Annotated in this window: 27 protein-coding genes and 2 pseudogenes; 8 read left to right on the forward strand and 21 right to left on the reverse strand. The window is 70.6% G+C overall.

Translation table 11 applies throughout. The annotated features are described in order from the left end of the window. Nucleotides 1-105 (forward strand): annotated as a pseudogene (locus tag A5701_RS28680) (prolipoprotein diacylglyceryl transferase); the annotation flags it as partial. Here A5701_RS28680 and A5701_RS02100 read toward each other — a convergent pair. The 6 genes and pseudogenes from A5701_RS02100 to A5701_RS02125 all read right to left on the reverse strand — a co-directional run. After that, a pseudogene (locus A5701_RS02100) lies at nucleotides 98-310 on the reverse strand (prolipoprotein diacylglyceryl transferase family protein); the annotation flags it as partial. The pseudogenes A5701_RS28680 and A5701_RS02100 overlap by 8 nt on opposite strands. Continuing rightward, nucleotides 307-1122 carry a tryptophan synthase subunit alpha gene (gene trpA / locus A5701_RS02105; RefSeq protein WP_067748012.1) on the reverse strand — a complete coding sequence of 272 codons (816 nt, stop codon included), beginning with the start codon at nucleotides 1120-1122 and terminating at the stop codon, nucleotides 307-309. The pseudogene A5701_RS02100 and the gene trpA, both read right to left, overlap by 4 nt. Beyond that, nucleotides 1119-2381: a tryptophan synthase subunit beta gene (gene trpB, locus A5701_RS02110; protein WP_067748015.1), complete on the reverse strand. Its 1263-nt coding sequence runs from the start codon at nucleotides 2379-2381 to the stop codon at nucleotides 1119-1121. The genes trpA and trpB overlap by 4 nt, the downstream gene beginning before the upstream one ends. Nucleotides 2382-2455: 74 nt before the next feature. Then, the gene (gene trpC, locus A5701_RS02115) at nucleotides 2456-3274 is read right to left on the reverse strand and encodes an indole-3-glycerol phosphate synthase TrpC (protein WP_055404126.1); all 819 of its coding nucleotides are present in this window, start codon (nucleotides 3272-3274) and stop codon (nucleotides 2456-2458) included. Between the two features lie 113 nt (nucleotides 3275-3387). Continuing rightward, nucleotides 3388-4071: a TIGR02234 family membrane protein gene (locus A5701_RS02120; RefSeq protein WP_082954791.1), complete on the reverse strand. Its 684-nt coding sequence runs from the start codon at nucleotides 4069-4071 to the stop codon at nucleotides 3388-3390. Beyond that, nucleotides 4064-5602, reverse strand: coding sequence for an anthranilate synthase component I (locus tag A5701_RS02125; RefSeq protein ID WP_067748019.1), 1539 nt, complete (start codon nucleotides 5600-5602; stop codon nucleotides 4064-4066). Before A5701_RS02125 ends, A5701_RS02120 begins: the two co-directional genes overlap by 8 nt. Before the next feature lie 97 nt (nucleotides 5603-5699). Here A5701_RS02125 and A5701_RS02130 point away from each other — a divergent pair, with 97 nt between their 5' ends. Further along, nucleotides 5700-6170, forward strand: coding sequence for a peroxiredoxin (locus A5701_RS02130; protein WP_067748022.1), 471 nt, complete (start codon nucleotides 5700-5702; stop codon nucleotides 6168-6170). Here A5701_RS02130 and A5701_RS02135 read toward each other — a convergent pair. After that, entirely contained in the window at nucleotides 6160-7254 is a 1095-nt protein-coding gene (locus tag A5701_RS02135) for a calcium:proton antiporter (RefSeq protein WP_067748024.1), read from the reverse strand. The genes A5701_RS02130 and A5701_RS02135 overlap by 11 nt on opposite strands. Before the next feature lie 276 nt (nucleotides 7255-7530). On the opposite strand from A5701_RS02135, the gene A5701_RS02140 reads away from it, so the two are divergent. After that, a complete protein-coding gene (locus A5701_RS02140) occupies nucleotides 7531-7872 on the forward strand; it encodes a WhiB family transcriptional regulator (protein WP_067748075.1) in 342 nt (113 codons plus the stop codon). A 30-nt stretch (nucleotides 7873-7902) separates the two neighbouring features. On the opposite strand, the gene hisI is transcribed toward A5701_RS02140, so the two are convergent. Genes hisI through hisD form a run of 8 tightly spaced genes read right to left on the reverse strand, consistent with a single transcriptional unit; the run spans nucleotide 7903 to nucleotide 14277 of the window. Continuing rightward, nucleotides 7903-8250 carry a phosphoribosyl-AMP cyclohydrolase gene (gene hisI, locus A5701_RS02145; RefSeq protein WP_067748026.1) on the reverse strand — a complete coding sequence of 116 codons (348 nt, stop codon included), beginning with the start codon at nucleotides 8248-8250 and terminating at the stop codon, nucleotides 7903-7905. Further along, nucleotides 8247-9032: an imidazole glycerol phosphate synthase subunit HisF gene (gene hisF, locus A5701_RS02150; RefSeq protein ID WP_067748028.1), complete on the reverse strand. Its 786-nt coding sequence runs from the start codon at nucleotides 9030-9032 to the stop codon at nucleotides 8247-8249. The genes hisI and hisF overlap by 4 nt, the downstream gene beginning before the upstream one ends. Before the next feature lies 1 nt (nucleotide 9033). Beyond that, complete coding sequence (locus A5701_RS02155; RefSeq protein WP_067748030.1) at nucleotides 9034-9837, reverse strand: inositol monophosphatase; 804 nt, start codon at nucleotides 9835-9837, stop codon at nucleotides 9034-9036. Nucleotides 9838-9841: 4 nt separating this feature from the next. Further along, nucleotides 9842-10573 carry a bifunctional 1-(5-phosphoribosyl)-5-((5-phosphoribosylamino)methylideneamino)imidazole-4-carboxamide isomerase/phosphoribosylanthranilate isomerase PriA gene (priA, locus tag A5701_RS02160; RefSeq protein ID WP_067748032.1) on the reverse strand — a complete coding sequence of 244 codons (732 nt, stop codon included), beginning with the start codon at nucleotides 10571-10573 and terminating at the stop codon, nucleotides 9842-9844. Between the two features lie 20 nt (nucleotides 10574-10593). Beyond that, nucleotides 10594-11214 (reverse strand): imidazole glycerol phosphate synthase subunit HisH, encoded by a 621-nt coding sequence (hisH, locus tag A5701_RS02165; RefSeq protein WP_067748034.1) that lies wholly within the window; start codon nucleotides 11212-11214, stop codon nucleotides 10594-10596. After that, nucleotides 11211-11831 carry an imidazoleglycerol-phosphate dehydratase HisB gene (gene hisB / locus A5701_RS02170; protein WP_067748036.1) on the reverse strand — a complete coding sequence of 207 codons (621 nt, stop codon included), beginning with the start codon at nucleotides 11829-11831 and terminating at the stop codon, nucleotides 11211-11213. The genes hisH and hisB overlap by 4 nt, the downstream gene beginning before the upstream one ends. Beyond that, on the reverse strand, nucleotides 11828-12964 hold the full coding sequence (locus tag A5701_RS02175) for a histidinol-phosphate transaminase (RefSeq protein ID WP_067748038.1): 1137 nt from the start codon (nucleotides 12962-12964) through the stop codon (nucleotides 11828-11830). The genes hisB and A5701_RS02175 overlap by 4 nt, the downstream gene beginning before the upstream one ends. Beyond that, complete coding sequence (gene hisD, locus A5701_RS02180) at nucleotides 12961-14277, reverse strand: histidinol dehydrogenase (protein WP_156669879.1); 1317 nt, start codon at nucleotides 14275-14277, stop codon at nucleotides 12961-12963. The genes A5701_RS02175 and hisD overlap by 4 nt, the downstream gene beginning before the upstream one ends. 105 nt (nucleotides 14278-14382) lie before the next feature. Between hisD and A5701_RS02185 the strand changes: the two genes are divergently transcribed. Beyond that, the gene (locus A5701_RS02185; RefSeq protein ID WP_067748042.1) at nucleotides 14383-14805 is read left to right on the forward strand and encodes a nitroreductase family deazaflavin-dependent oxidoreductase; all 423 of its coding nucleotides are present in this window, start codon (nucleotides 14383-14385) and stop codon (nucleotides 14803-14805) included. Nucleotides 14806-14963: 158 nt separating this feature from the next. On the opposite strand, the gene A5701_RS02190 is transcribed toward A5701_RS02185, so the two are convergent. Next, nucleotides 14964-15992 carry a zinc-binding dehydrogenase gene (locus A5701_RS02190; RefSeq protein ID WP_067748044.1) on the reverse strand — a complete coding sequence of 343 codons (1029 nt, stop codon included), beginning with the start codon at nucleotides 15990-15992 and terminating at the stop codon, nucleotides 14964-14966. A gap of 40 nt (nucleotides 15993-16032) precedes the next feature. Here A5701_RS02190 and A5701_RS02195 point away from each other — a divergent pair, with 40 nt between their 5' ends. Beyond that, a complete protein-coding gene (locus tag A5701_RS02195; protein ID WP_067748046.1) occupies nucleotides 16033-16605 on the forward strand; it encodes a TetR/AcrR family transcriptional regulator in 573 nt (190 codons plus the stop codon). A 121-nt stretch (nucleotides 16606-16726) separates the two neighbouring features. After that, the gene (locus A5701_RS02200) at nucleotides 16727-17158 is read left to right on the forward strand and encodes a hypothetical protein (protein ID WP_067748048.1); all 432 of its coding nucleotides are present in this window, start codon (nucleotides 16727-16729) and stop codon (nucleotides 17156-17158) included. A 14-nt stretch (nucleotides 17159-17172) separates the two neighbouring features. Here the strand turns inward: A5701_RS02200 and nadC are convergent, their stop codons facing one another. From nadC to nadA, 3 genes are read right to left on the reverse strand one after another with little or no spacing between them, the layout of a single operon-like run. Next, nucleotides 17173-18024, reverse strand: coding sequence for a carboxylating nicotinate-nucleotide diphosphorylase (gene nadC / locus A5701_RS02205; RefSeq protein WP_067748050.1), 852 nt, complete (start codon nucleotides 18022-18024; stop codon nucleotides 17173-17175). Further along, entirely contained in the window at nucleotides 18024-19601 is a 1578-nt protein-coding gene (locus tag A5701_RS02210; RefSeq protein ID WP_067748052.1) for an L-aspartate oxidase, read from the reverse strand. The genes nadC and A5701_RS02210 overlap by 1 nt, the downstream gene beginning before the upstream one ends. Next, nucleotides 19598-20647 carry a quinolinate synthase NadA gene (nadA, locus tag A5701_RS02215; RefSeq protein ID WP_067748054.1) on the reverse strand — a complete coding sequence of 350 codons (1050 nt, stop codon included), beginning with the start codon at nucleotides 20645-20647 and terminating at the stop codon, nucleotides 19598-19600. Before nadA ends, A5701_RS02210 begins: the two co-directional genes overlap by 4 nt. A 46-nt stretch (nucleotides 20648-20693) precedes the next feature. On the opposite strand from nadA, the gene A5701_RS02220 reads away from it, so the two are divergent. Both A5701_RS02220 and A5701_RS02225 read left to right on the forward strand, forming a co-directional pair. Continuing rightward, on the forward strand, nucleotides 20694-21428 hold the full coding sequence (locus tag A5701_RS02220; protein ID WP_067748056.1) for an NUDIX domain-containing protein: 735 nt from the start codon (nucleotides 20694-20696) through the stop codon (nucleotides 21426-21428). A gap of 162 nt (nucleotides 21429-21590) precedes the next feature. Then, nucleotides 21591-22931, forward strand: coding sequence for a lipase family protein (locus tag A5701_RS02225; protein ID WP_067748058.1), 1341 nt, complete (start codon nucleotides 21591-21593; stop codon nucleotides 22929-22931). On the opposite strand, the gene A5701_RS02230 is transcribed toward A5701_RS02225, so the two are convergent. Both A5701_RS02230 and A5701_RS02235 read right to left on the reverse strand, forming a co-directional pair. Beyond that, on the reverse strand, nucleotides 22926-23564 hold the full coding sequence (locus A5701_RS02230) for a DUF2567 domain-containing protein (RefSeq protein WP_067748060.1): 639 nt from the start codon (nucleotides 23562-23564) through the stop codon (nucleotides 22926-22928). The genes A5701_RS02225 and A5701_RS02230 overlap by 6 nt on opposite strands. After that, the gene (locus A5701_RS02235) at nucleotides 23561-23788 is read right to left on the reverse strand and encodes a hypothetical protein (RefSeq protein WP_067277974.1); all 228 of its coding nucleotides are present in this window, start codon (nucleotides 23786-23788) and stop codon (nucleotides 23561-23563) included. Before A5701_RS02235 ends, A5701_RS02230 begins: the two co-directional genes overlap by 4 nt. Between the last annotated feature and the right edge of the window lie 14 nt (nucleotides 23789-23802).

Genomic DNA, 23802 nt, shown 5'->3' on the forward strand with positions numbered 1-23802 from the left:
CCCAGCCCGCCGCAGGGTGTCTGGCACCTCGGGCCCCTGCCAATTCGCGCGTACGCGCTGTTCATCATCACCGGGATCGTGGTGGCGCTGTTGATCGGCGCCCGCCCACCAGCCCGAACGGCACCACCCACAACGCGATGTCATAGATGACGCCGCGCTGTCCGCCGCGGGCCTCCCAGCGGCGGTCGCCGATCAACAGCGCCACCACGATCCCGGTGATGATGAACAGCGCGTACGCGCGAATTGGCAGGGGCCCGAGGTGCCAGACACCCTGCGGCGGGCTGGGAAAGTACGTCGGCAACGTCGTCATCGGGCGGACGCCTTCTGCCGGACGCCGGCGGCCAGTTCCTCGGTCAGTTCCCGCAGCGCGGGCAGGCCACCCGCACCGAGCGCCGACACCAGCGCCGAACCGACGATCACGCCGTCGGCGTAGCTGCCGATTTGGGCGGCCTGCTCGCGCGACCGCACCCCGAGGCCGACGCCGACGGGTATGTCCGACACCGCCTTCACGCGCTGCACCAACTCGGGCGCGGCCTGCGACACCGCGTCACGCGCCCCGGTGACGCCCATCGTGGAAGCGGCGTAGACGAATCCGCGTGACGCGTCGACGGTCATGGCCAACCGTTCCGGCGTCGACGACGGCGCGACGAGAAAAATGCGGTCCAACCGATGCTCCTCAGCTGCCGTCAGCCACTGCCCGGCTTCGTCGGGGATGAGGTCAGGAGTGATCAAGCCGTGCCCGCCAGCCGCCGCGAGGTCACGCGCGAACGCGTCGACCCCGTAGCGCACCACGGGATTCCAATAGGTCATCACCACCGCGCGGCCGCCGGCCGCACTGATCGCCTCGACCGCGGCAAGCGTGTCCCGGACCCGCACCCCGCCCTGCAGCGCGGCCTCGGTGGCGCGGGCGATGGTCGGCCCGTCCATGCCGGGGTCCGAGTAGGGCACGCCGACTTCGATGATGTCGCAACCGGATTCGACCAGGGCGAGCATTCCGTCCACCGAGCCCGGCACATCTGGATAGCCGGTGGGCAGGTAGCCGATCAGGGCCGCGCGATTCTCCTTGCGGCACATGTCGAAGACCGGCCCCAGCCTGCTGGCATGCCTCTGCTGAACGCTCATCGCTCGCCGGGTCCCATCAGGCCGAACCATTTCGCGGCGGTCTCGACATCCTTGTCACCGCGGCCCGACAGGTTCACCACGATGATCGAGCCCTGCCCCAATTCGAGGCCCAGCTTGACCGCGCCGGCGACCGCGTGGGCCGATTCGATGGCCGGGATGATGCCCTCGGAGCGGCACAGCAGCGCGAATGCGTCCATCGCCTCCGCGTCGGTGATCGGCCGATATTCCGCGCGCCCGATCTCCTTGAGGTACGCGTGCTCGGGGCCCACGCCCGGATAGTCGAGACCCGCTGAGATCGAATGCGATTCGATGGTCTGGCCGTCCTCGTCCTGCAGCAGGTAGGAGAACGACCCCTGGAACGCGCCCGGCGAACCACCGGCGAAAGTCGCGGCGTGCCTTCCGGTCTCGACGCCATCCCCGGCCGCCTCGAAGCCCACCAGGCGCACCCCCGGATCGTCGATGAACGGGTGGAAGATGCCGATGGCGTTGGATCCACCGCCGACGCAGGCCACGACGGCGTCGGGCAACCGGCCCGCCTGGGCCTGGATCTGCACGCGCGCCTCCAACCCGATGATCCGCTGGAAATCGCGCACCATCGCGGGGAAAGGATGCGGCCCGGCGGCGGTGCCGAAGCAGTAGTAGGTGTTGTCGGCGTTGGTCACCCAGTCACGGAACGCCTCGTTGATGGCGTCTTTGAGCGTCTTGGATCCGCTCTCCACCGACACCACCTCGGCGCCCAGCAGTCGCATCCGTGCCACGTTGAGCGCCTGGCGCGCGGTGTCCACGGCGCCCATGTAGATGACGCACTCCAGGCCCAGCAGGGCGCACGCGGTGGCCGTGGCGACGCCGTGCTGCCCGGCCCCGGTCTCGGCGATGACCCGGTTCTTGCCCATCCTCTTCGCCAGCAGCGCCTGACCGAGGACGTTGTTGATCTTGTGAGAACCGGTGTGGTTCAAGTCTTCTCGCTTGAGGAAGATGCGCGCCGATCCGGCATGCTCGGACAGCCGGGTGGCCTCGTACAGCGGCGAAGGCCGGCCGGCGTAGTTGGCCTGCAAGTCGTCCAGGGTGTCCAGGAAATCGGGGTTGATGCGTTCCTTCTCGTAGGCGGCGGTGACCTCTTCGATCACCGCCATCAACGCCTCGGCCACGTAGCGGCCGCCATACACGCCGAAATGGCCACCAGCATCGGGTTCGTGGCTGGTGGGTTCGGCGACGGCTGCACTCGGAAGGGGAAGGTCCGGGCGGGACAGATTGACCATCACCAAGGCTCTACGCGGGGACGGCTCATGAGGTTCAACGTTTCAGCGCCGGGACTCTTCAAGTGACTTGACGACTAGCGAGACGGTTTCGGACAAGACGGGTGGGTCCCCGCGGTGACCAGGTCGGCGACCGCGGCGCGCGGGTCACCGCTTTTGACCAGACCCTCGCCGACCAAGACGGCGTCCGCACCCGCTCCGGCGTACGCCAACAGGTCGCCGGTGCCGCGGACCCCGGACTCGGCGATCCTGATCACGTTGCTCGGCAGCCCGGGAGCGATGCGCGCGAAGCAATCCCGGTCGACCTCCAGCGTCGCGAGATCGCGTGCGTTGACACCGATTACGTTGGCCCCGGCCTTCAGCGCCCGGTCGGCCTCCTCCTCGGTGTGCACCTCGACGAGGGCCGTCATGCCGAGTGATTCGGTGCGGTCCAACATCGACACCAACGCCGACTGGTCGAGCGCGGCAACGATGAGCAGCAGCATGTCGGCGCCGTGCGCGCGGGCTTCGTGGATCTGATACGGCTGCACGACAAAGTCTTTGCGCAAGACCGGGATCGAGACGGCCGCGCGAACCGCGTCCAGGTCGTCGAGCGATCCGTGAAAGCGCCGCTCCTCGGTCAAGACGCTGATGATCCGGGCACCACCGTCCTCGTACGCGCGGGCCAGCTTCGCCGGATCGGCAATGGTCGCCAGGGAACCCGCCGACGGACTGGCGCGCTTGACCTCGGCGATGACACCGATGCCGGGCTCGCGCAGGGCGGCCATCACATCGCGCGGCGGCGGCGCGGCGGCAGCGGCGGCTTTGATTTCGGAAAGGCTGATGAGGGCTTCGCGCGCCGCAACGTCGGCCCGGACTCCCTCGAGGATGGAGTCAAGCACGGTAGCCGGACTCATGCCTGTTGCTTCCCTTCGCGCCGTTACCCATCGTCACCCCGCGGCCAACCTGACAACCCTGAGCCGATTGCGACGACGTGAATGAAGGGTAGCGGCCCTCGGCTCGCGGCCCGTCACCGACCCTCGGTGTCCGAGTCGCGCGGCCGATCGATCGGGTCCCGCGTCGGGTCACAGCCCTCGTCAAGCGCGTCCCAGATCATCCGCTCCGACATTTTCGGCGTCTCCGGCTTCTCCAGCATCGCGCCATCGGCGTCGTCGCGGAGCGCATTTGAGCGGCGCGTCGCGGGCGCGGCGTACTTTTCCGCGCTCAACCGGGTCGCGCCGGCGTCGCCGGCCGACCGCAGCAACAGGACGGCCGCGACAAGGGTGCATGCGGCGGCGGCCACTGCGATGCCCGCGCCGACGTAGCGCCGCTCGCTGCCCACCAGCGACATCACGGCGACATGCGCCAGGTCGGCCCCGCGCACGGCGACGTCCGGCAGCGCCCACAGGCTGACCCCGAGATATCCGACCGCCAGGCTCGCCAGCGCCAGTAGCCCCGCCAGCACCCGCAGCGGCCAGCCGCGCACCGCGATCGCCGCCACAGCCGTCGCCAGCATGAGCACCGCCAACGGCAGCAGCGCCGTCGACCACGACGCGCCGGACAGCGTCACCTCGCGGGGCGGGCTCAGCCCGTCGAACGACCGGATCACCACCCACGGCAGCCGCGACGCCGCCCATAACGCCGCGGCGGACAGCACCAGCAACGCCTGCGCCACCCCGACGGACAGCCGCGCACGCCGCGGCGCCTCAGCCATGGTGGTCGGCATCCGGGGCGGTGAGGGTCTCGGCGGCGGCGATCGCGTTGAGCACCGCGCGCGCCTTGTTCGAGGCCTCGGTGTACTCGTACGGGCCGTTGGAGTCGGCCACCACCCCGCCGCCGGCCTGAACATAGGCCGTGCCGTCACGCATCAACGCGGTCCGGATCGCGATCGCGAAATCGGCGTTGCCGGCGAAGTCGAGGTAACCGACCACACCGCCGTAGAGCCCGCGCCGCGTCTTCTCCACCTCTTCGATCAGCTCCATGGCCCGCACCTTCGGCGCGCCCGACAGCGTGCCGGCCGGAAAGCACGCCGTCACGGCGTCCAGGGCGGTCCGCCCCTCGGCGAGCATCCCGGTCACCGTCGACACCAGGTGCATGACGTGGCTGTAGCGCTCGATGTGGCTGTAGTCCTCGACGCGCACGGTGCCCGGCGCGCACACGCGGCCAAGGTCGTTGCGCCCCAGGTCGACCAGCATCAGGTGCTCGGCGCGCTCCTTCTCGTCGGCGAGCAGTTCCTTTTCCAGCAGCTGGTCCTCTTCGTCGGTCTGCCCGCGCCACCGGGTTCCGGCGATCGGATGCGTCGTCGCCCAGCCGTCGTGCACGGTGACCAGCGCCTCGGGGCTGGAGCCGACGACCGAAAAGTCCGTTCCGCCACTGCCATCCGGGACGTGCAGCAGGTACATGTAGGGGCTCGGATTGGTGACCCGCAGCATCCGGTACACGTCGATCGGATCGACGTCGGTGTCCATCTCGAAGCGCTGGGAGGGGACGACCTGGAACGCCTCGCCGGCGGCGATCTGCTCGACGAGGTAGTCGACGATCTTGCCGTATTCCTCGACGCTGCGCTGCGAGCGATACCGTGGCTCGGGCCTGTCGAACGTGGCGACCGTGGACGGCAGCGGCTGACCCAGCGCCGCGGTCATCACGTCCAGCCGGGCGACCGCGTCGTCGTAGGCCTGGTCGACGCGCTCGTCGGTGCCGTTCCAGTTCACCGCGTTGGCGATCAGCGTGATGGTGCCCTCGTGGTGGTCGACCGCGGCCACGTCGGTGGCCAGCAGCAGCAACATGTCCGGCAGGTACAGGTCGTCGACCGCCAGCTCGGGCAACCGCTCCAGCCGCCGCACCATGTCGTAGGCGAACAGACCGACCATGCCGCCGGACAGCGGCGGCAGCCCGGGCAGCGCGCCGGTGGCCAGCAGCTCGCACGTGGCCCGCAGCGCGTGCAGCGGGTCGCCGCCGGTGGGCGCGTCCTGCGGCACGGCGCCCAACCACACCGCCTCGCCGTCGCGGACGGTCAGCGCCGACGGCGCACCGGCACCGATGAAGGACCAGCGCGACCAGGATCGGCCGTGCTCGGCCGATTCCAGCAGGAACGTGCCGGGGCGATTGGCGGCCAGTTTGCGGTAGGCCGACAGTGGTGTCTCGCTGTCGGCCAGCACCTTGCGGGTCACGGGAACCACGCGGTGCTCGGCCGCCAGCAGGCGAAAGTCCTCTCGTGAGGTCGTCTCGGCGAGGTGGGCGTGCACCGAACCATCCTCCCAGATGGGTCGCCGGGGCTCGCGTGCGTAGCGTCGGCTGCGCTTTCCCTGGGGCCAAAACTCGCCGTGGCGTTACGCTCGCGGCATGAAAACTGGTGACACGGTCGAGGACTTCGAACTTCCCGATCAGACGGGCGCGCCGCGCAGGCTCAGCGAGCTGCTGTCCGGGGGGCCGGTGGTGCTGTTCTTCTACCCCGCCGCGATGACGCCCGGCTGCACCAAGGAGGCCTGTCACTTCCGGGACCTGGCCGCGGAATTCGCGGCCGTGGGCGCCAATCGGGTGGGCATCAGCGCCGATCCGGTCCAGAAGCAGGCCAAGTTCGCCGACATGCAGAAGTTCGACTACCCGCTGCTGTCGGACACCGAGGGCACGGTCGCCACGCAGTTCGGCGTCAAGCGCGGCCTGCTCGGCAAGCTGATGCCGGTCAAGCGAACCACCTTCGTCATCGACACCGATCGCACGGTGCTCAACGTGATTTCGAGCGAGTTCAGCATGGACACCCATGCCGACAAGGCGTTGGAGACACTGCGCGGCCGGTCAGCGGCTACGGGCTGACCGCCAGGAACACGTAGGCGGCGAGCAGCACCAGATGCAGCTCGCCCTGCAGCCGGGTGGCGCGCCCGGGAACGACCGTCAGCATGCTGATCACAACGGTCAGCGCCAGCAGCACCAGCTGGATGGGTCCCAGCCCGAGCACCAGCGGTCCCTTGAGCCAGATCGACGCCAGCGCGATCACCGGGATCGTGAGCCCGATGCTGGCCATCGCCGAGCCGTACGCCAGGTTCAGGCTGGTCTGGATCCGGCCCTGCCGCGCGGCCCGCGCGGCCGCCAGGGTCTCCGGCAGCAACACCAGCGTGGCGATCACCACGCCGACGAACGACTGCGGGAAGCCGACCGCGGTCACCGCGTGCTCGACGGCCGGCGACTCCTCCTCGGCCAGCCCGACCACCGCGACGAGGGCGACCAGCAGCAGCCCCAGGCTCCCCAGCGCGGCGCCGCGGCTCGGCGGCTCGGCATGGCTCTCGTCCTCGAAGAGCCGCTTCTTCTGGCCCTTCTGCGCGACCGGCAGGAAGAAGTCGCGGTGCCGCACCGTCTGCGTGAAGACGAAGACCAGGTACACCAGCAACGACGCGACCGCCGCGAACGCCAGCTGGCCCGGCGAGAATTCGCGGCCCACCTGGCTGGTGGTGAACGACGGCAGCACCAGGCTCAGCGTCGCCAGCGTGGTGACCGTGGCCAACGCGGCGCCGCTGCCCTCGGCGTTGAAGAGCGTCACCCCGTAGCGCCGGGAGCCGAGCAGCAGCGACAGCCCCGCGATGCCGTTGGTGGTGATCATCGCCGCGGCGAAGACGGTGTCCCTGGCCAGCGTCGCGGCCTCGTTGCCCCCGGACGCCATCAGCGAGACGATGAGCGCCACCTCGATCACCGTCACCGCGGCCGCCAGGATCAGCGAGCCGAACGGCTCACCGGCCCGGGCCGCGACAACCTCCGCGTGGTGCACCGCCGCCAGCACGGAGCCTATGAGCAACGCCGCCACCAGCGCGACCAGCATCGGGCCCAGCTTCTCGCCCCAGATCACGGCCAGCACGGCGACGGCTAGCAGCGGCACGACCGCGGTCCACGACACCCGACTCAACATCGCCCGCCATTCTCATCCACGGCTCGCGACGCGGCGACTTCGGACCTCGGTCCCGATCCCCCGGCCCGTGCGACGACGATGCCCGACACCCTGAGCCGAAAGTCCTCGGACGTCCGCGACCAAAGCCCCTACGTTTGCGCGACGGGGTTTCATACGGTCGCAACATTCGCCTCGGCTTCACACGGGCTCGGCCGGACGGAAGTCAATACAGCCATATCCGAACGCTGAGCTCTCAGCGCGGCCGGAGCAAAAGGGGGAGCGGTGTTTGCTATCCATATCACCGCCGAAAGTGGCACCAATGGTCCGATTCCAAACCATCTCCGCAGTGCGAGAACCGAGGATCGCGACGCCTGGGTTTCCAAGGCGCTCTGCCGCACCGGCGACCCAGACGGGTTGTTCGTTCGCGGCGCCGCCCAGAGAAAGGCAGCGACGATCTGCCGGCGCTGCCCAGTGGTCCTGGAGTGCGGCGCCGACGCGCTCGACAACCGGGTCGAGTGGGGCGTTTGGGGCGGCATGACGGAACGCCAGCGACGCACCCTGCTCAGGCAGCACTCCGACGTGGTGTCTTGGATCGACTTCCTGGCCGCCGCCCGGGCGCAGCGTCGCACCGCGATTTAGCAACCCGGGGCGCGCCGCCCGGGCATCAACCTACGACTCCGGTTGCAGCAGCAGGTCGGCGTCGAAGCAGCTGTGGTCGCCGGTGTGGCAGGCGCCGCCCACCTGGTCGACCGTCAGCAGCACGGTGTCCCCGTCGCAGTCCAGCCGCACCGAGTGCACGTATTGGGTGTGGCCGGACGTCGCGCCCTTGACCCACTGCTCGCCGCGCGACCGCGAAAAATAGGTCGCCTCACGGGTTTCCAGGGTGCGGGCCAGCGCCGCGTCGTCCATCCAGGCGACCATCAGCACGTCCCCGGTGCCGCGCTCCTGCGCGACGGCGGCGATCAGGCCTTCGGCGTTGCGCTTCAGCCGCGCGGCGATCTGCGGGTCGAGCGTCATCGCACCGTGATCCCTTCCGCGGCCATGGCGGCCTTCACCTGGCCGATGGTCAGCTCCCGGAAGTGAAAGACGCTGGCCGCCAGCACCGCATCGGCACCGGCGGCGACGGCGGGCGCGAAGTGTTCGGCCGCGCCGGCACCCCCGCTGGCGATCACCGGCACCGTGACCGCCGAGCGCACCGCCCGCAGCATCGGCAGGTCGAACCCGGCCTTGGTGCCGTCGGCGTCCATCGAGTTCAGCAGGATCTCCCCGACGCCCAGATCGGCGCCGCGCGAAGCCCACTCGACAGCGTCGATCCCCGTCCCGCGGCGTCCGCCGTGCGTGGTGACCTCCCAGCCCGACGGCGTCGGCACCGACTCCGGGGGCACCGTGCGGGCGTCGACCGACAGCACGATGCATTGCGAACCGAATTGCCTTGCCATTTCTTCCAACAGGTCGGGGCGGGCGATCGCGGCGGTGTTGATCGAAACCTTGTCGGCCCCGGCACGCAGCAAGACGTCGACGTCGGCCACCGTGCGCACGCCGCCGCCGACGGTCAGCGGGATGAAGACCTGCTCGGCCGTGCGGCGCACCACGTCCAGCATCGTGGCCCGACCCGACGAGGAGGCGGTGACGTCGAGAAAGGTGAGCTCGTCGGCGCCTTCGGCGTCGTAGGCGGCGGCGAGTTCGACGGGATCGCCCGCGTCGCGCAGGTTTTCGAAGTTGACCCCCTTGACCACCCGCCCGGCGTCGACGTCCAGGCACGGAATCACCCGCACCGCAAGCCCATTACCGGAAGACATCTCAGAAGTCCTCCGGCCGGCCGGTGCTGCGCAACACCTCGAGTATCTCGGCGTGGGCGCGGGGCCCGGCGGCCAGCGCGGAATCCGACGCGGGCGTCCACGGTTCGCCGTGGACGTCGGTGACGACGCCGCCCGCCGCCCGCACCAACGCCACCCCGGCGGCGTGGTCCCACACGTGGCCGCCGAAACTGATCGAGCCGCCGAGAACCCCGTCGGCGACGTAGGCGAGGTCGAGTCCGGTGGAGCCGTGCATGCGCAACCGCGACGAGACCCGGCTCAGGTTCTCCAGCACGGCGATGCGATACCGCCCCGGGAACCGGCCCCGCGCGTCGGCGCTGAACGAGCCGGCACCGATCAGGGCGTCGGCCAGGTCGATATCGGCCAGGGGTGGTTGCGCAACAGCGTTTTTCATCAGCGGACCGCCGACCACCGCGGTGTAGCGCTGGTCGACGAAGGGCAGCCAGGTCAGGCCCGCCACCGGGTCGCCGTGGTGCAGCAGGCCGAGCAGGATCCCCGCCATCGGCGACCCTGCCGCATAGTTGAACGTGCCGTCGACGGGGTCCAGCACCCACACCCACTCCGAGTCGACGTCGGCGCCGCCGTACTCCTCGCCGTGCACACCGATGCCGGTCGACTCTTCCAGCGCGCCGACCACCTGCCGCTCGATCGCGAGGTCGACGTCGGTGGCGAAGTCGTTGCCCTTCTTCTGGACCGCCGAATCGGCGCGGTGGCCGGCCAGGAACGGCTCGGTGGCGTCGTCGAGGATCGCCGAGGCCGTCCGTACCAACGCGTCCAGGTCCGCCACGGCGCTACCCCGCTACCGCGGCCAGGGCCTGTGGCAGCGTGAACCGCCCGGCGTAGAGGGCCTTGCCCACGATCGCGCCCTCGACCCCGCGGTCGGTCAGCGTCGCGATCGCGCGCAGGTCGTCCAGGCTCGACACGCCGCCGGAGGCGATCACCGGGGCGTCGGTGCGGCCGGCGACGGCGGCCAGCAGGTCGAGGTTGGGGCCGCCCAGCGTGCCGTCCTTGGTGACGTCGGTGACGACGAACCGCGAACAGCCTTCGCCGTCAAGGCGTTCCAGGACCTCCCACAGGTCGCCGCCGTCGGTCTCCCAGCCGCGTCCGCGCAGCCGTTGCTGCCCGTCGACGGTCTGGACGTCCAGCCCGACCGCGACCTTCTCGCCGTGCTCGGCGATCGCGCGCGCGCACCACTGGGGGTTCTCCAGGGCCGCCGTGCCCAGGTTCACCCGGGCGCAGCCGGTGGCCAGCGCGGCGGCCAGCGAATCGTCGTCGCGAATGCCGCCGGACAGCTCCACCCGCACGTCGAGCTTGCCGACCACCTCGGCCAGCAGTTCGCGGTTGGAGCCGCGCCCGAACGCCGCGTCCAGGTCGACCAGGTGGATCCACTCCGCGCCGTCACGCTGCCAGCCCAGCGCCGCGTCCAGTGCCGAGCCGTACTCGGTTTCACTGCCCGCCTTGCCCTGCACCAGTCGCACGGCGCGGCCCTCGACCACGTCGACCGCGGGCAACAAGATCAACACATTCCCTCCCGAGCCGTTCTTCACAGAGCATCAATCCAGTTGCGCAGCACGGCCGCACCCGCGTCCCCACTCTTTTCCGGGTGAAACTGGGTGGCCGACAGCGGTCCTTGCTCGACGGCGGCCAGGAAGGGCACCCGGTGGGTGGCCCAGGTCAGCACGGCCTCGGGCGAGCCCTCCCAGCGCTGCGCGGCGTAGGAGTGCACGAAGTAGAAACGGGTGTCCGCGTCCAGCCCCTTGAACAGGGTCGTCCCTCCCCCGGCGTCGACCACGTTCCAGCCCATGTGCGGGATCACCGGCGCGTCCAGCCGGGTGACCTCCCCGGGCCACTGGCCGCAACCCGTTGTCTGGACGCCGAATTCGACGCCGCTGGCGAACAAGATCTGCATGCCCACGCAGACCCCCAGCACCGGATGCCCGGCGGCGACCCGGTCGGCGATGATGCGGTCGCCCTTGACCCTGCGCAGGCCGGTCATGCAGGCCTCGAAGGCCCCGACACCGGGCACCACCAGCCCGTCGGCGGCGGCCGCGGCGTCGGCGTCGGCGGTCACCTCGACCGACGCGCCCGCCCGCTGCAGCGCGCGCTGGGCCGACCGTAGGTTGCCCGAGCCGTAATCCAGGACGACGACGGATGGTTTTGTCACAGAACACCTTTGGTGGACGGCACGTCCGACACCCTGGGGTCGGGCTCTACGGCCTGGCGCAACGCGCGGGCCACCGCCTTGAATTGCGCTTCGGTGATGTGGTGCGGGTCGCGCCCGTACAGGACGCGTACGTGCAGCGCGATGCGGGCGTTCATGGCGAGCGACTCGAACACGTGCCGGTTGATCACCGTGTGGTACGGCACCGAGCTGCCGGCGATGGTGGTGTGCAGCAGGTGATCCGGCTCGCCGGTGTGCACGAAGTAGGGCCGGCCCGACACGTCGACGACGGCGTGGGCCAGCGTCTCGTCCATCGGGATGAAGGCGTCGCCGAACCGGCGGATACCCCGCTTGTCGCCGAGGGCCTGCCCCAGCGCCTGTCCGAGCGCGATCGCGGTGTCCTCGATGGTGTGGTGCCCCTCGATCTCCACGTCGCCCTTGGTGCGCACGGTCAGGTCGAAGCTGGCGTGGCTGCCCAGTGCCGTCAGCATGTGGTCGTAGAACGGCACACCGGTGTCGACGTGGACCTGGCCGCTGCCGTCGAGGTCGAGTTCGATGACGATGTCGGATTCCTTGGTGCGGCGCTCTATACGCGCGCGCCGGGTCGCAATGGTGGTCACGGGGCTCCTACTGGGGTGGCTGGTGCCAGTTCGGTGGCGGCGATCTGGGCGCTGGCCCGCAGGAAGGCGTCGTTCTCCTCGGCCAGCCCGGTCGTGGCGCGCAGGTAGCCGGGAATCCCGACGTCGCGGATCAACACGCCGGCGTCCAGGTAGCGCCGCCAGGCGGCCGGGGCGTCGGCGAACTGCCCGAACAGCACGAAATTCGCGTCGCTGGGAATCACCCGAAAACCCATGCCGCTCAACGCTTTCGTGACGCGTTCGCGTTCGGCGATCAGCGTGGCGACACTTCCCAGGGTGTCGTCGGCGTGGCGCAGCGCGGCGCGGGCCGCGGCCTGGGTGACGGACGAGAGGTGATACGGCAACCGAACCAGCAGCATCGCGTCGATCACCGCGGGGGTGGCGACCAGGTAGCCGAGCCGCCCGCCGGCGAAGGCGAACGCCTTGCTCATGGTGCGCGTGACGACGAGCTTGGTCGGATATTCGCGCACCAGCCCGACGGCGCTGGGCTCGGAGGAGAACTCGCCGTAGGCCTCGTCGACGATCAAGATGCCCGGCACCGCGTCGAGCAGGCGCCGCAGATCCGGCAGCGAAACGCTCTGCCCGGACGGGTTGTTGGGGCTCGCGATGAACACCACGTCAGGCCGGCGGTCGGTCACCGCGGCCACGGCCGCGTCGACGTCGAGGCTGAAGTCGTCGGCGCGGACGCCCTCCAGCCACTCGGTGCGGGTGGCGTCGGAGATGATCGGGTGCATCGAGTAGGACGGGACGAACCCGATCGCGGTGCGCCCCGGCCCGCCGAACGCTTGCAGCAGCTGCTGCAGGATCTCGTTGGATCCGTTTGCCGCCCAGACGTTTTCGGGCCCGACGGGCACACCGGTCTGGATGGTGAGGTAGCCGGCCAGATCGCGGCGCAGGGCGGACGCGTCGCGATCGGGATAACGATGCAGGTCGGCGGCCGCCTCGGCCACCGACCGCACCACGTCGTCCACCAGCGCCGGGCTGGGCGGGTGCGGGTTCTCGTTGGTGTTCAGCCGCACCGGGACGGCCAATTGCGGTGCGCCGTAAGGCGATTTGCCACGCAGGTCCTCGCGCAGGGGTAGGTCGTCGAGCGTCGGCTCCCGCGGTTCGGTCATCGCTCGAACCTCCGCCGGATCGCCTCGCCGTGCGCCGGCAGGTCTTCGGCCTTGGCCAACGTGACCACGTGCCCGGAGACGTCCTTGAGCGCGGCCTCGGTGTAGTCGACCACGTGGATGCCCCGCAGGAAGGTCTGAACGGACAGTCCGCTGGAGTGCCGGGCCGAGCCCGCGGTCGGCAGCACGTGGTTGGATCCGGCGCAGTAGTCGCCGAGGCTCACCGGCGAGTAGGGGCCCACGAAAATGGCTCCGGCCGAACGGATTCGGGCGGCCACCGCCGGGGCGTCGGCGGTCTGGATCTCCAGGTGCTCGGCGGCGTAGGCGTTGACCACCCGGACGGCGGCGTCCAGGTCGTCGACCAGGATGATCGCCGACTGGCGGCCACCGAGCGCGGCGGCCACCCGGTCGCGGTGCACCGTCGTGCGCAGCTGCGCGGCCACCTCGGCGGCGGTCGCGGCGGCCAGGTCCTCGCTGGGCGTGACCAGCACGCTGCCCGCCATCTCGTCGTGTTCGGCCTGGCTGATCAGGTCGGCGGCCACGTGGGTCGGGTCGGCGGTGTGGTCGGCGAGGATGGCGATCTCGGTGGGCCCGGCCTCGGCGTCGATGCCCACCCGGGAGCGGCACAGCCGCTTGGCGGCGGTGACGTAGATGTTGCCGGGCCCGGTGATCATGTCGACCGGCGCGAGGTCAGAGCCGTCCATATCGGTTCCGCCGTAGGCCAGCAGCGCGACCGCCTGCGCGCCGCCGACGGCCCACACCTCGTCGACCCCGAGCAGGCGCGCGGCCGCGAGGATCGTCGGGTGCGGCAGTCCGTCGTAGCGGGCCTGCGGCGGGCTGGCCACCACCAGCGAGCCGACACCGGCGGTCTGCGCCGGCACCACGTTCATCACCACGCTCGACGGGTAGACCGCGTTGCCGCCCGGCACGTACAGGCCGACCCGCTCGACGGGGACCCACCGCTCGGTGACCGTCGCGCCCGGGCCCAGGGTGGTCGTGACGTCGGCGCGGCGCTGGTCTGCGTGCACGGCGCGGGCGCGTTCGATCATCACCCGCAGGGCCTCGACGACGTCGGGATCCAGGCCGGCCAGCGCCGCCTCCAGCGCGGCCCCGGGCACCCGGACGGCCGCGGGCCGCACCCCGTCGAACGACGCCCCGTACTCGAGCGCCGCCTCGGCGCCACGCTCGGCCACGTCCTGCACGATCGGCCGCACCTTGGGCACGACGCTCTCCACGTCGGCGCCCCCGCGTGGCAGCGCGGACCGCAATCGGGCAGCCGTCAGTTCGACGCCCCGCAGGTCGATGCGGGCCATCACGGGTACTGAAGCGGTACTCATTGCCTCCATTGTCCCAGAGCAGCTCAAGTTGTTATCCGACCGGTACAGTGCCCGTGGAAGGCCCACACGACTCAGGGAGCCGTCATGTCCGCGAAGGATCACCCCAATAACGCTCCAGGCGTCCCGATGGTGTTCCCGCCCTGGTTCGAGCGCTTCCAGATCAAGTATTTCAATCCCGCGGTCAAGCCGATCGCCCGCTTTCTGCCCGGGACCGCGACCATCAAGCATCGCGGCCGCACCTCCGGCACCCCGTACGAGACGATCATCACCCCGTACCGCAAGGGCAACGTGCTGGCGATCGCGCTCGGCCACGGCAAGACGAACTGGGTCAAGAACGTGCTGGCGGCCGGTGAGGCCGACGTTCAGTTCGGCCGCGACCGCGTGGTGCACATCACCAACCCGCGCATCCTGCCGGCCGGCACCGAGGGTCCCGACGCCGAACGGCTGCCGCGGATGGCCCGGATGCAGCTGCGCCGCATCGGCGTGTTCGTCGGCGACATCGCCTGAGACCCGGGCCCGCTGTTGCGGCGGCGTTCGCGGCTTTTTCTTGCGTTGACAGCTTCTGGCGTGCGCGCACGGCTTTGCGCGTGCGCTCATGGCGGCGACACGCGGCCGGGACCCGCCCTGGGCGCACGCCCGACGCCCGGAATGCACGCCCGACGGCGCTACGCGCGGGTGAAGACGGTCTTTCCGGTCATCGTCGGCCAGGCCGAGGGGGCGTCTTCCCACGCGACGACGCGGTCGACCGCCGGCGACACGTCCAGGCCGCCCGCGAGCAGGTCGAGCACCCGCGGGATCACCGTGCGCGCGCTGACGCGGCCGGTGACGAACCGCACGCCGCGTGAGTACATCGGCAGCAACGGCATCTCGACTTTGTATTCGGGGTAGATCCCGGTGTCGGTGCACACGCCGTCCGGCCAGGTGGCGCGCAGCGTCGCCGCCAGCAGGGTCGCATCGCTGGTGGTGTGCACGGTGACCGGGTAAGCGCCCCACGACTTGTCGGGTTTGGCGGCATCATGGACCACCGCGCCGAGCTTCTCGGCGGCGGCCAGCCGCTGCGGGTCGGTGTCGACGTAGTCGACGTGGGCCCCGAGCGCCGCGGCGATCGCGGCGGAATACAGGCCGATCGACAGCCGTCCGAGGACCAGGACGCGGCGATCGACGGGATCGAGCGTGTCCAGCTCCGCAGCGAACGGCCCGACGGTGCGCCAGCCGTCGGGAATGTTGTCCGACAGGGACGCGATCGAAACCGGGTCGACGGCGTCCGGAAACGGGATGAGCATCGCATCGGCGTACGGAACCAGCACCAGGTCCGACATGAACCCGCCGCCGTCCAGGCCGGCGATCGGCGCCATCCCGTAGGCCGCCATGAACGGCACCTCGCTGCACGAGCCGGTCACGCCGCGGCGGCATTCGCGGCAATCGCCGCAGTTGATCTGAAACGGCACCACGACGCAGTCGCCCACCCGGACGCCCGTGACGTCGTCGCCCACGGCGACGACCTCGGCCAGCCCTTCGTGCCCGACCGCATACCCCGGCGGCAACGGCAGCCGCCCGTTGCACACCGCGACGTCGAGGTCGCAACACGCCACCGCCAGCGGCCGCACCAGCGCCTGCCCGGGCGCGGTGATCTGCGGTTCGGGCACCTCGCGCCACGCGTAGCGCCCGGCTTCCTCGTACGTCAGCTGCCTCATCTCTGCATTCTTGAGTGATCACTCAAGTAAAGTCAATAGCATGCCGAGACCCGACCGCAGCCGCGCCGCGTTGGTCGAGACGGCCGCCACGCTGTTTCGCCGCCAGGGCTACGCGGCGACCGGGCTGAACCAGATCCTCGACGAGGCCGGCGTCAAACCCGGTTCGCTGTATCACCACTTCCCCCGGGGCAAGCAGCAACTGGCCGCGGCGGTCGTCGAAGCCGAAGGCACCGGCATCGAGCAGCTGCTGCGCCAATTCCTGGCGACCGGCCGGCCCGCGGCCGACATCGTCGACCGCTGGATCGACCTGCTGGCGGCCGGGTTGGCCGGCGACCGGCGCGACGGCTGCCCGATCGAACCGATCGCGACCGAGTCGGTGCACGCGAGCCCACTGGTGCGCGAGGCGTCGGCGCGTGCCTTCAGGGGCTGGTGCGCGGCGGTCGAGCAGCGGCTGCGCTCCGACGGCTGGTCCGAGGCAAAGGCCGAACAGGTTGCGCTGGCGGTGATCTCGCTGATCGAGGGCGCACTGATCCTGTCCCGGATCTCCGGTGACGCGGGCGCGCTGGAAGCCGCCAAGCCCGCCGCGCGGACGCTGCTGACGATGCGGATGTGAAGACTGTGACACCGGTGTCAAATCCGTTCGCGAGCAAGGACTTAGGACCCTACGGCGGCGCGCGGCGCGGCGAGACGATGACAGGTGCACAACCAACCCCTTGAGCAGAAGGGATCTCCCCATGGCCGACAACGACCTGACCGCCCGGTTCGAAAAAATCTCCACCGCCGCCAGGGAGGCCAACGACAAGGTGCGTGCCGCGGCGCAGCAGGCCCGTGAACAGGTCCAGGCGGACGCGGCCCACGCCCGCGACAGGGCAGACCAGGCCGCCGACCATTTGCAAGACCGGGCCTCAGCCGCTGACGATGACGCGTCGAAGCACTGGCGGGAAATCGCCGAGAAATGGAAGTCTCACGTCGCCAAGATCCGCAAAGACCTGGCCGAGAAGAATGCCCAGCACGAAGCCAAGGAGATGGACGCCTACGCCAACATGGCCATCGGCTACGCACTCGATACCATCGATTTCGCCGAGGCCGCCGTCTATGAAGCGGAATGTGCTGTGCTCGAAGCTCTTTCGGCACGCTCGGCCGCCGACGCGTTGGCGCGGGGATGACCGGCCGGTAAGTCCTACATGTCCAGGCCGATGTCGAGCGCGCGCACCGAGTGTGTCAGCGCGCCGACGGCCAGGTAGTCCACCCCGGTCGCTGCGTACGTGGCGGCGTTCTGAAGGCTGAGTCCGCCGGACGATTCGAGCAGCACCGCGGGGGCGCGCGCGTCGCGCCGCTGCACGGCCATCTGCGTCTGCCATACCGGGAAGTTGTCCAGCAGCACCAGTTCGGGCTTTTCGGCGAGCACCTCGTCGAGCTGTTCGAGGGAGTCCACCTCGACCTCGCACGGCAGGTCGGGCGCGGCGTCGCGCACCGCCCGCAGCGCGCCGACCACCGATCCCGCGGCCACCACATGGTTGTCTTTGATGAGCGCCGCGTCCCCCAGCCCCAGCCGGTGGTTGACACCCCCGCCGGCCCGCACCGCGTATTTCTGCAGCGCGCGCAGGCCCGGCAACGTCTTGCGGGTGTCGCGGATCTTGGCCTTGGTGCCGTCCACGGCCTCGACCCACGCCGCCGTCGTGGTGGCGATGCCCGACAGGTGACAGACCAGGTTCAGCATGGTCCGCTCGGCGGTCAGCAGGCCGCGGGTATCGGCGCGCACGGTCAGCACCGGCTCGCCGGGCTGCAGCCGAGCGCCGTCCTCGACGGCGTGCACCACCTCGTAGCCGCCGGCGAGGACGGCGTCGAGGACCAGCAGGGCGACCTCCACGCCCGCGATCACGCCGGGCTGCCGGGGCACCATCGACGCCGTGGCCACCGCGCCGGCGGGCACGGTCGCGAGCGTGGTGACGTCGGGCCCGTAGCGCAGGTCCTCTTCCAGCGCGCGCCGAATGATGTCCTGTGCGGCACTCCGTTCGTCGGGAAGCATCATCAGCCCACCGCCGCCAGCGCCTCCACCAGCACCGAGTTCCGGTCGTCGGCCAGCCGCAGCACGCTGCTGCGGCCCTGTTCGGGTGCGGGGTCCGGGTATTCCGCGCGGTGATGGCAGCCCCGGCTCTCGTTGCGGGCCAGGGCCGCCGCGGTCACCGCGCGGGCGGCGACGGCCAGCGCCACGTCCTCGAAATCGCGGCGGCCGGCGATGACGCGCGCCGGCGCACCCGCCAGCGCGTCCGACAGCCGCGTCAGCCCGGCGGCGTCGCGCACCACCGAGGCGTCGCGGCTCATCGTGGCCTGCAGTTCGGCGCGCTCGGGCGCGGTGTGGGCGCTGGGCTCCGGTGCGACCGCGCGGGTGCGGCCCGCCGCCGTCGCGTGCGCGGCCGCGGCCCTGCCGGCTCGGCCCCCCACCACCAGGCCTTCCAGCAGGCTGTTGGACGCCAGCCGGTTGGCGCCGTGCATGCCGGTGCGCGCCACCTCGCCGGCGGCGAACAGGCCCGGGAGTTCGGTCTGCCCGTGCACGTCGGTGACGACGCCGCCGCAGCTGTAATGCGCCCCCGGCACGACCGGGATGGGTTGGCGGACGGGGTCGATGCCGGCGGCCCGGCACGCGGCGGTCACCGTGGGGAAGCGGGCCGCGAAACCGGCGATGCCGCGGGCGTCGAGGAAGACGCACGGGTCGCCGGTGGCCTTCAGCCGCGTGTCGATGGCCGCGGCGACGACGTCCCGCGGCGCCAGGTCACCCATCGGGTGGACGCCGGCGGTGACCGAATTGCCTTGCGGGTCAACCAGTATGGCGCCCTCACCGCGGATGGCCTCGGTGACCAGCGGCCGCCGGCCGCCTGCCGCGCCGGCGTACAGCATCGTGGGATGGAACTGGATGAATTCCAGGTCGCTGACCGCCACACCGGCCCACAGCGCCAAGGCGATGCCGTCGCCGGTGGAGCCCTCGGGATTGGTCGTCGCGCCGTAGAGGTGCCCGAGCCCGCCGGAGGCCAGGATGACCGCGGGCGCGTGGATGATGCCGTAGCCGTCCGGGTTGCCGACGGAGACGCCGGTCACGGCGGTGCCGTCGTGCAGCACGCGCAGGCCGACGTGACCGGTGCGGATGTCCAGCAGCCGGGCGGCGTGGTCGAGCGCCCGCTGCACCTCGGCGCCGGTGGCGTCGCCGCCGGCGTGCACGATCCGCCGCCGGGAGTGCCCGCCCTCGCGCGTGACGTCCCAGCGGCCGGGCGCCGCCTCGTCGAATCGCGCTCCGGCGCCGACCAATTCGGACACCGCACGATAGCCGTCGGCGACGATCGAGGTCACCGCGTCGGGATCGCACAGGCCGGCGCCCGCGGTCACGGTGTCGGCGACATGGGCCTCGACGGAATCGTCGTTGTCGGGCAGGACCACGGCGATGCCGCCCTGGGCGTAGTGGGTCGCGGTCACCCCGCGCGCCTGGTCGGCCTTGCTCAGCACGACGACGCTGCGGCCGGCGCGGTGGGCGGCCAGCGCCGCGGCCAATCCCGCGACACCGGTGCCGATGACGACGACGTCAGCGCTGTGCGTCCAGGCCGGGCGGACGATCATTCACCACCGCCCGGCTGGCCGATCTCGATCATTCGCTGCACGCTGCGGCGGCCGGCCGCCGCGATCTCCGGGTCGACGTCGACTTCGTCGGCCCCGTCGACCAGGCAGCGCAGCAGCGCCGCCGGCGTGATCATCTTCATGTACTTGCACGAGGCCCGGTCGTTGACCGCGCGGAAGTCGACTTGCGGTGCGGCCCGGCGCAATTGGTGCAGCATGCCGACCTCGGTGGCGACCAGCACCTTGCGGGCGTGCGTTTGATGCGCCGCGTCGAGCATGCCGCCGGTGGACAGGATCTTGACCCGGTCCGCCGGGAAGGCGCCCTCGCCCGCGAGGTACAACGCCGAAGTGGCGCAACCGCATTCGGGGTGCACGTAGAGCTCGGCCTCGGGGTTCGCACGGGCCTGCTCGGAGAGCTCGTCGCCGTTGATGCCGGCGTGCACGTGGCACTCACCGGCCCACACGTGCAGGTTGGTGCGGCCGGTTACCCGGCGGACGTGCGCACCCAGGAACTGGTCCGGGCAGAACAGCACCTCGCGGTCGGGGTCGATGGATGCGACCACGTCGACGGCGTTGGACGAGGTGCAGCAGATGTCGGTGAGCGCCTTCACCGCTGCGGTGGTGTTGACGTAGGAGACGACAACGGCGCCGGGGTGCTCGTCCTTCCAGGCGCGCAGTTCGTCCGGGGTGATGGAATCCGCCAGCGAGCAGCCGGCCCGCTGGTCCGGGATGAGTACGGTCTTCTCGGGGCTCAGGATCTTGGCGGTCTCGGCCATGAAGTGCACGCCGCAGAACACGATGGTGTCCTCGGGAGCCTCGGCAGCGATCCGCGAGAGCGCCAGCGAATCGCCGACGTGGTCGGCGACGTCCTGGATGGCGGGCAGCTGGTAGTTGTGGGCGAGCACGGTGGCGCCGCGCAGCTTGGCCAGGCGGCGGATTTCGGCGGCCCATTGCTCGTCTCCCTCGACACCGGCGTAGCCGGCGGGCGAATTCGTGAGGTCGGCCATCATGTCTTCAGCGAGCGTGTCCATGCGATTGATAACCGTCACGGCGGCCCCTTTCAGCCCGGGAGGTTTTCGACTTATAATCGAAAACATGGGCCATACTAGCACTGAACACGAGGTGCTTGCGGTGGTGTTTCAAGTTCGCCGGGTAACCAACGGGCCGCGAACAGAGAAACCGCAGCTGAACGTGCTGTTGTGGCAGCGCGCCAAGGATCCGCAGCGGGGCGCCTGGTCGCTGCCCGGCGGGCGGCTGCGCACCGACGAGGACATGACCACCTCCGTCCTGCGACAGCTGGCCGAGAAGGTGGACCTCAAGGAACTGGCGCACCTGGAGCAGCTGGCGGTGTTTTCCGACCCCAACCGGGTGCCGGGCGCCCGCGTCATCGCGTCGACCTTCCTGGGGCTGGTGCCCTCCCCCGCCACTCCGGAACTGCCACCGGACACCCGTTGGCACCCGGTGAGCAGCCTGCCGCCGATGGCCTTCGACCACGGACCGATGGTGACACACGCCCACGCCCGGCTGATCGCCAAGTTGTCCTACACCAACCTCGGATTCGCCTTGGCGCCAAGGGAATTCGCGCTCTCCACGCTTCGCGACATCTACGGCGCCGCGCTGGGTTACCAGGTCGACGCGACTAACCTGCAACGGGTGCTGGTCCGCCGCGGCGTGATCAGCCAGACCGGCACCATCGCCCAGTCCGGCCGCAGCGGCGGGCGGCCGGCGGCCCTGTACCACTTCACCGATTCTCAGTTGCGCGTCACCGACGAATTCGCCGCGCTGCGACCGCCGGGTCAGTTTGACGCCGCCGAACGCCGCCCCGGATAGGCTTACGGGAAGCGTCGTCGGGTGACGCAGCCGCAAACCGGGTACCAGTGACGTGCATGACCTGGATCGCCCACCCAAGAAGTCGCTCACAGTGCGGCGATTACGTTTTGGTTACCTGCCGTTCGTGCGCGAGAATGCCGGATGGCCTAGAAGGGAGCCTCAATGGCTGAGCTCGGCAATCTGGCAGGCACGCGCGGGGCGGAGTGGATCGCCCGGCCGCCGCACGAGGAATTGCAGCGCAAGGTGCGACCGCTGCTGCCCTCGGACGACCCGTTCTACCAGCCGCCCCTCGGCTTCCAACACGCCGAACCCGGCACCGTCCTGCGCTCGCGCGACGTCGAGCTGGCTTTTCTCGGGCTGATCCCGCAGCCCGTCAAGGCCACCCAGCTGCTCTACCGGACCATGGACATGAACGGCGAGCCCGAGGCCGCCGCGACCACCGTGATCGTCCCTGCCGAGCTGGCCCCGGAACGTCCGTGCCCGCTGCTGTCGTACCAGTGCGCGATCGACGCCGTGTCGTCCCGCTGCTTCCCGTCGTACGCGCTGCGGCGCCGGGCGAAGGCCCTCGGCTCGATCGGCCAGCTCGAACTGTTCCTGATCACCGCGGCCGTCGCCGAGGGCTGGGCCGTGTCCGTGCCCGACCACGAGGGGCTGCGGGGCCTGTGGGGCGCCCCCTACGAACCCGGCTATCGCGTCCTGGACGGCATTCGGGCCGCCCTGGGCGCGGAACGCCTCGGGCTCTCGCCCTCGGCGCCGATCGGGCTGTGGGGGTACTCCGGCGGCGGGCTGGCCAGCGCCTGGGCGGCCGAGGTGTGCGCCGAGTACGCGCCCGAACTCAACATCGTCGGCGCGGTGCTGGGATCGCCCGTCGGCGACCTCGGCAACACCTTCCGCCGGCTCAACGGCAGTTTCCTGTCGGGCCTGCCTGCGCTGGTGGTGGCGGCCCTCGCCCACATCTACCCCGAGCTGGACCGGGTGATCAAGGAGCACAGCAACGAGGAGGGGCGTGCCCTGCTCGAGTCGCTGGAGAAGATGACCACGGTGGAGGCGGTCGTGAAGATGGCCGGCAAGAACATGGGCGACTACCTCGACGAGCCGCTCGATGCCATCCTGTCGACGCCCGAGGTCACGCACGTGTTCGAGAACATCAAGCTGGGTGTCGCGGTGCCGACGCCGCCGGTGTTGATCGTGCAGGCCGTCCACGACTACCTCATCGACGTGCACGACATCGACGTGCTCGCCGACGCCTATTCGGCCGGCGGCGCCCAGGTGACCTACCACCGGGACGCGTTCAACGAGCACATGCTGCTGCATCCGCTCTCGGCGCCGATGACGCTGCGCTGGCTCACCGACCGGTTCGACGGCCGGCCGCTGACCGAGCACCTGATCCGGACCACCTGGCCGACGATGTTCCACCCGATGACCTACGTCGGCATGGCGCGGCTCACCAAGATCGCGGCCAAGGTCATCCTCGGCCGCAGGATTCACCGCCGCCCGCTATGACCCGGGCGCTTCCGGGGCGCTGCCCGCTCCCACCGGGAGTGCATCGGAAGGCCGGTCGGGCGGCGGGGTAGCCCCCAGATCGTCGCGGGCGTCGGCGGCCGCGAGCACCGCATAGACCAGTGCGGCGATCGCGGCGGGCCACAGCAGCGTCAGCGCGATCCGCAGCGGATCGGTTGCGAAGAAGACCGGGGGCGCCTGGATGACGTAGGCCACCGACGGGCCCTTGGGCAGCGGCACCGCGTCGAAGTTCAACGCTCCGTACCTGATTCGGACCAGCGCCGCCCCGATGGCGGCCGCGACCGCGGCCGCGGCAACCAGGCCGGTCGCCAAGGCGACGACCATGCCCGGCCCCCGGCGCGCGCGCCATTGCCACGCCAGCGCCGGCGTCACCACCGCCGACACGGTGAGCAGGCCCAGCATCAGGCAGGGCGCGTCGAAGAAGTGCTGCGACTCGTTGCCGAGATAGTCGTGGACCCGTTCACCGGCGCGCGTGAGGGCCACCACGGCGTGGATCGGCGGGGCGATCCACGCCCACAGGGCGCCGACCAGCACACCCGCCGCCACCGGCGTCAGGACGGCGATGCCGATACGGCGCGCCCGTGACCTTCCCGGGGTGTGCGCGTGCTCGGTCATCGCTGGGCCTCCAGGTCGACCGAGTCGACCTGTCCGTGCCGCGAGCACCGCGCCCGCCAGCCGTCGGGGCGGACCTGCACCACCATCCGGCGTCCGCATTCCGCGCAGAACCGGGGCGGCTCCAGACCCAACTGCGCCGCTGTCGGCACCGCGGTGCCCCCCAACTCGCCGGTGTAGACGTTGTAGACGCCCGCGCTGACCGGAGCGCCCAGATCCCGAACCACAGTCTCCAAGTCTC

Origin of the sequence: Mycobacterium sp. E3305 (genome assembly GCF_001666785.1) — a bacterium.
Lineage (GTDB): Bacteria > Actinomycetota > Actinomycetes > Mycobacteriales > Mycobacteriaceae > Mycobacterium.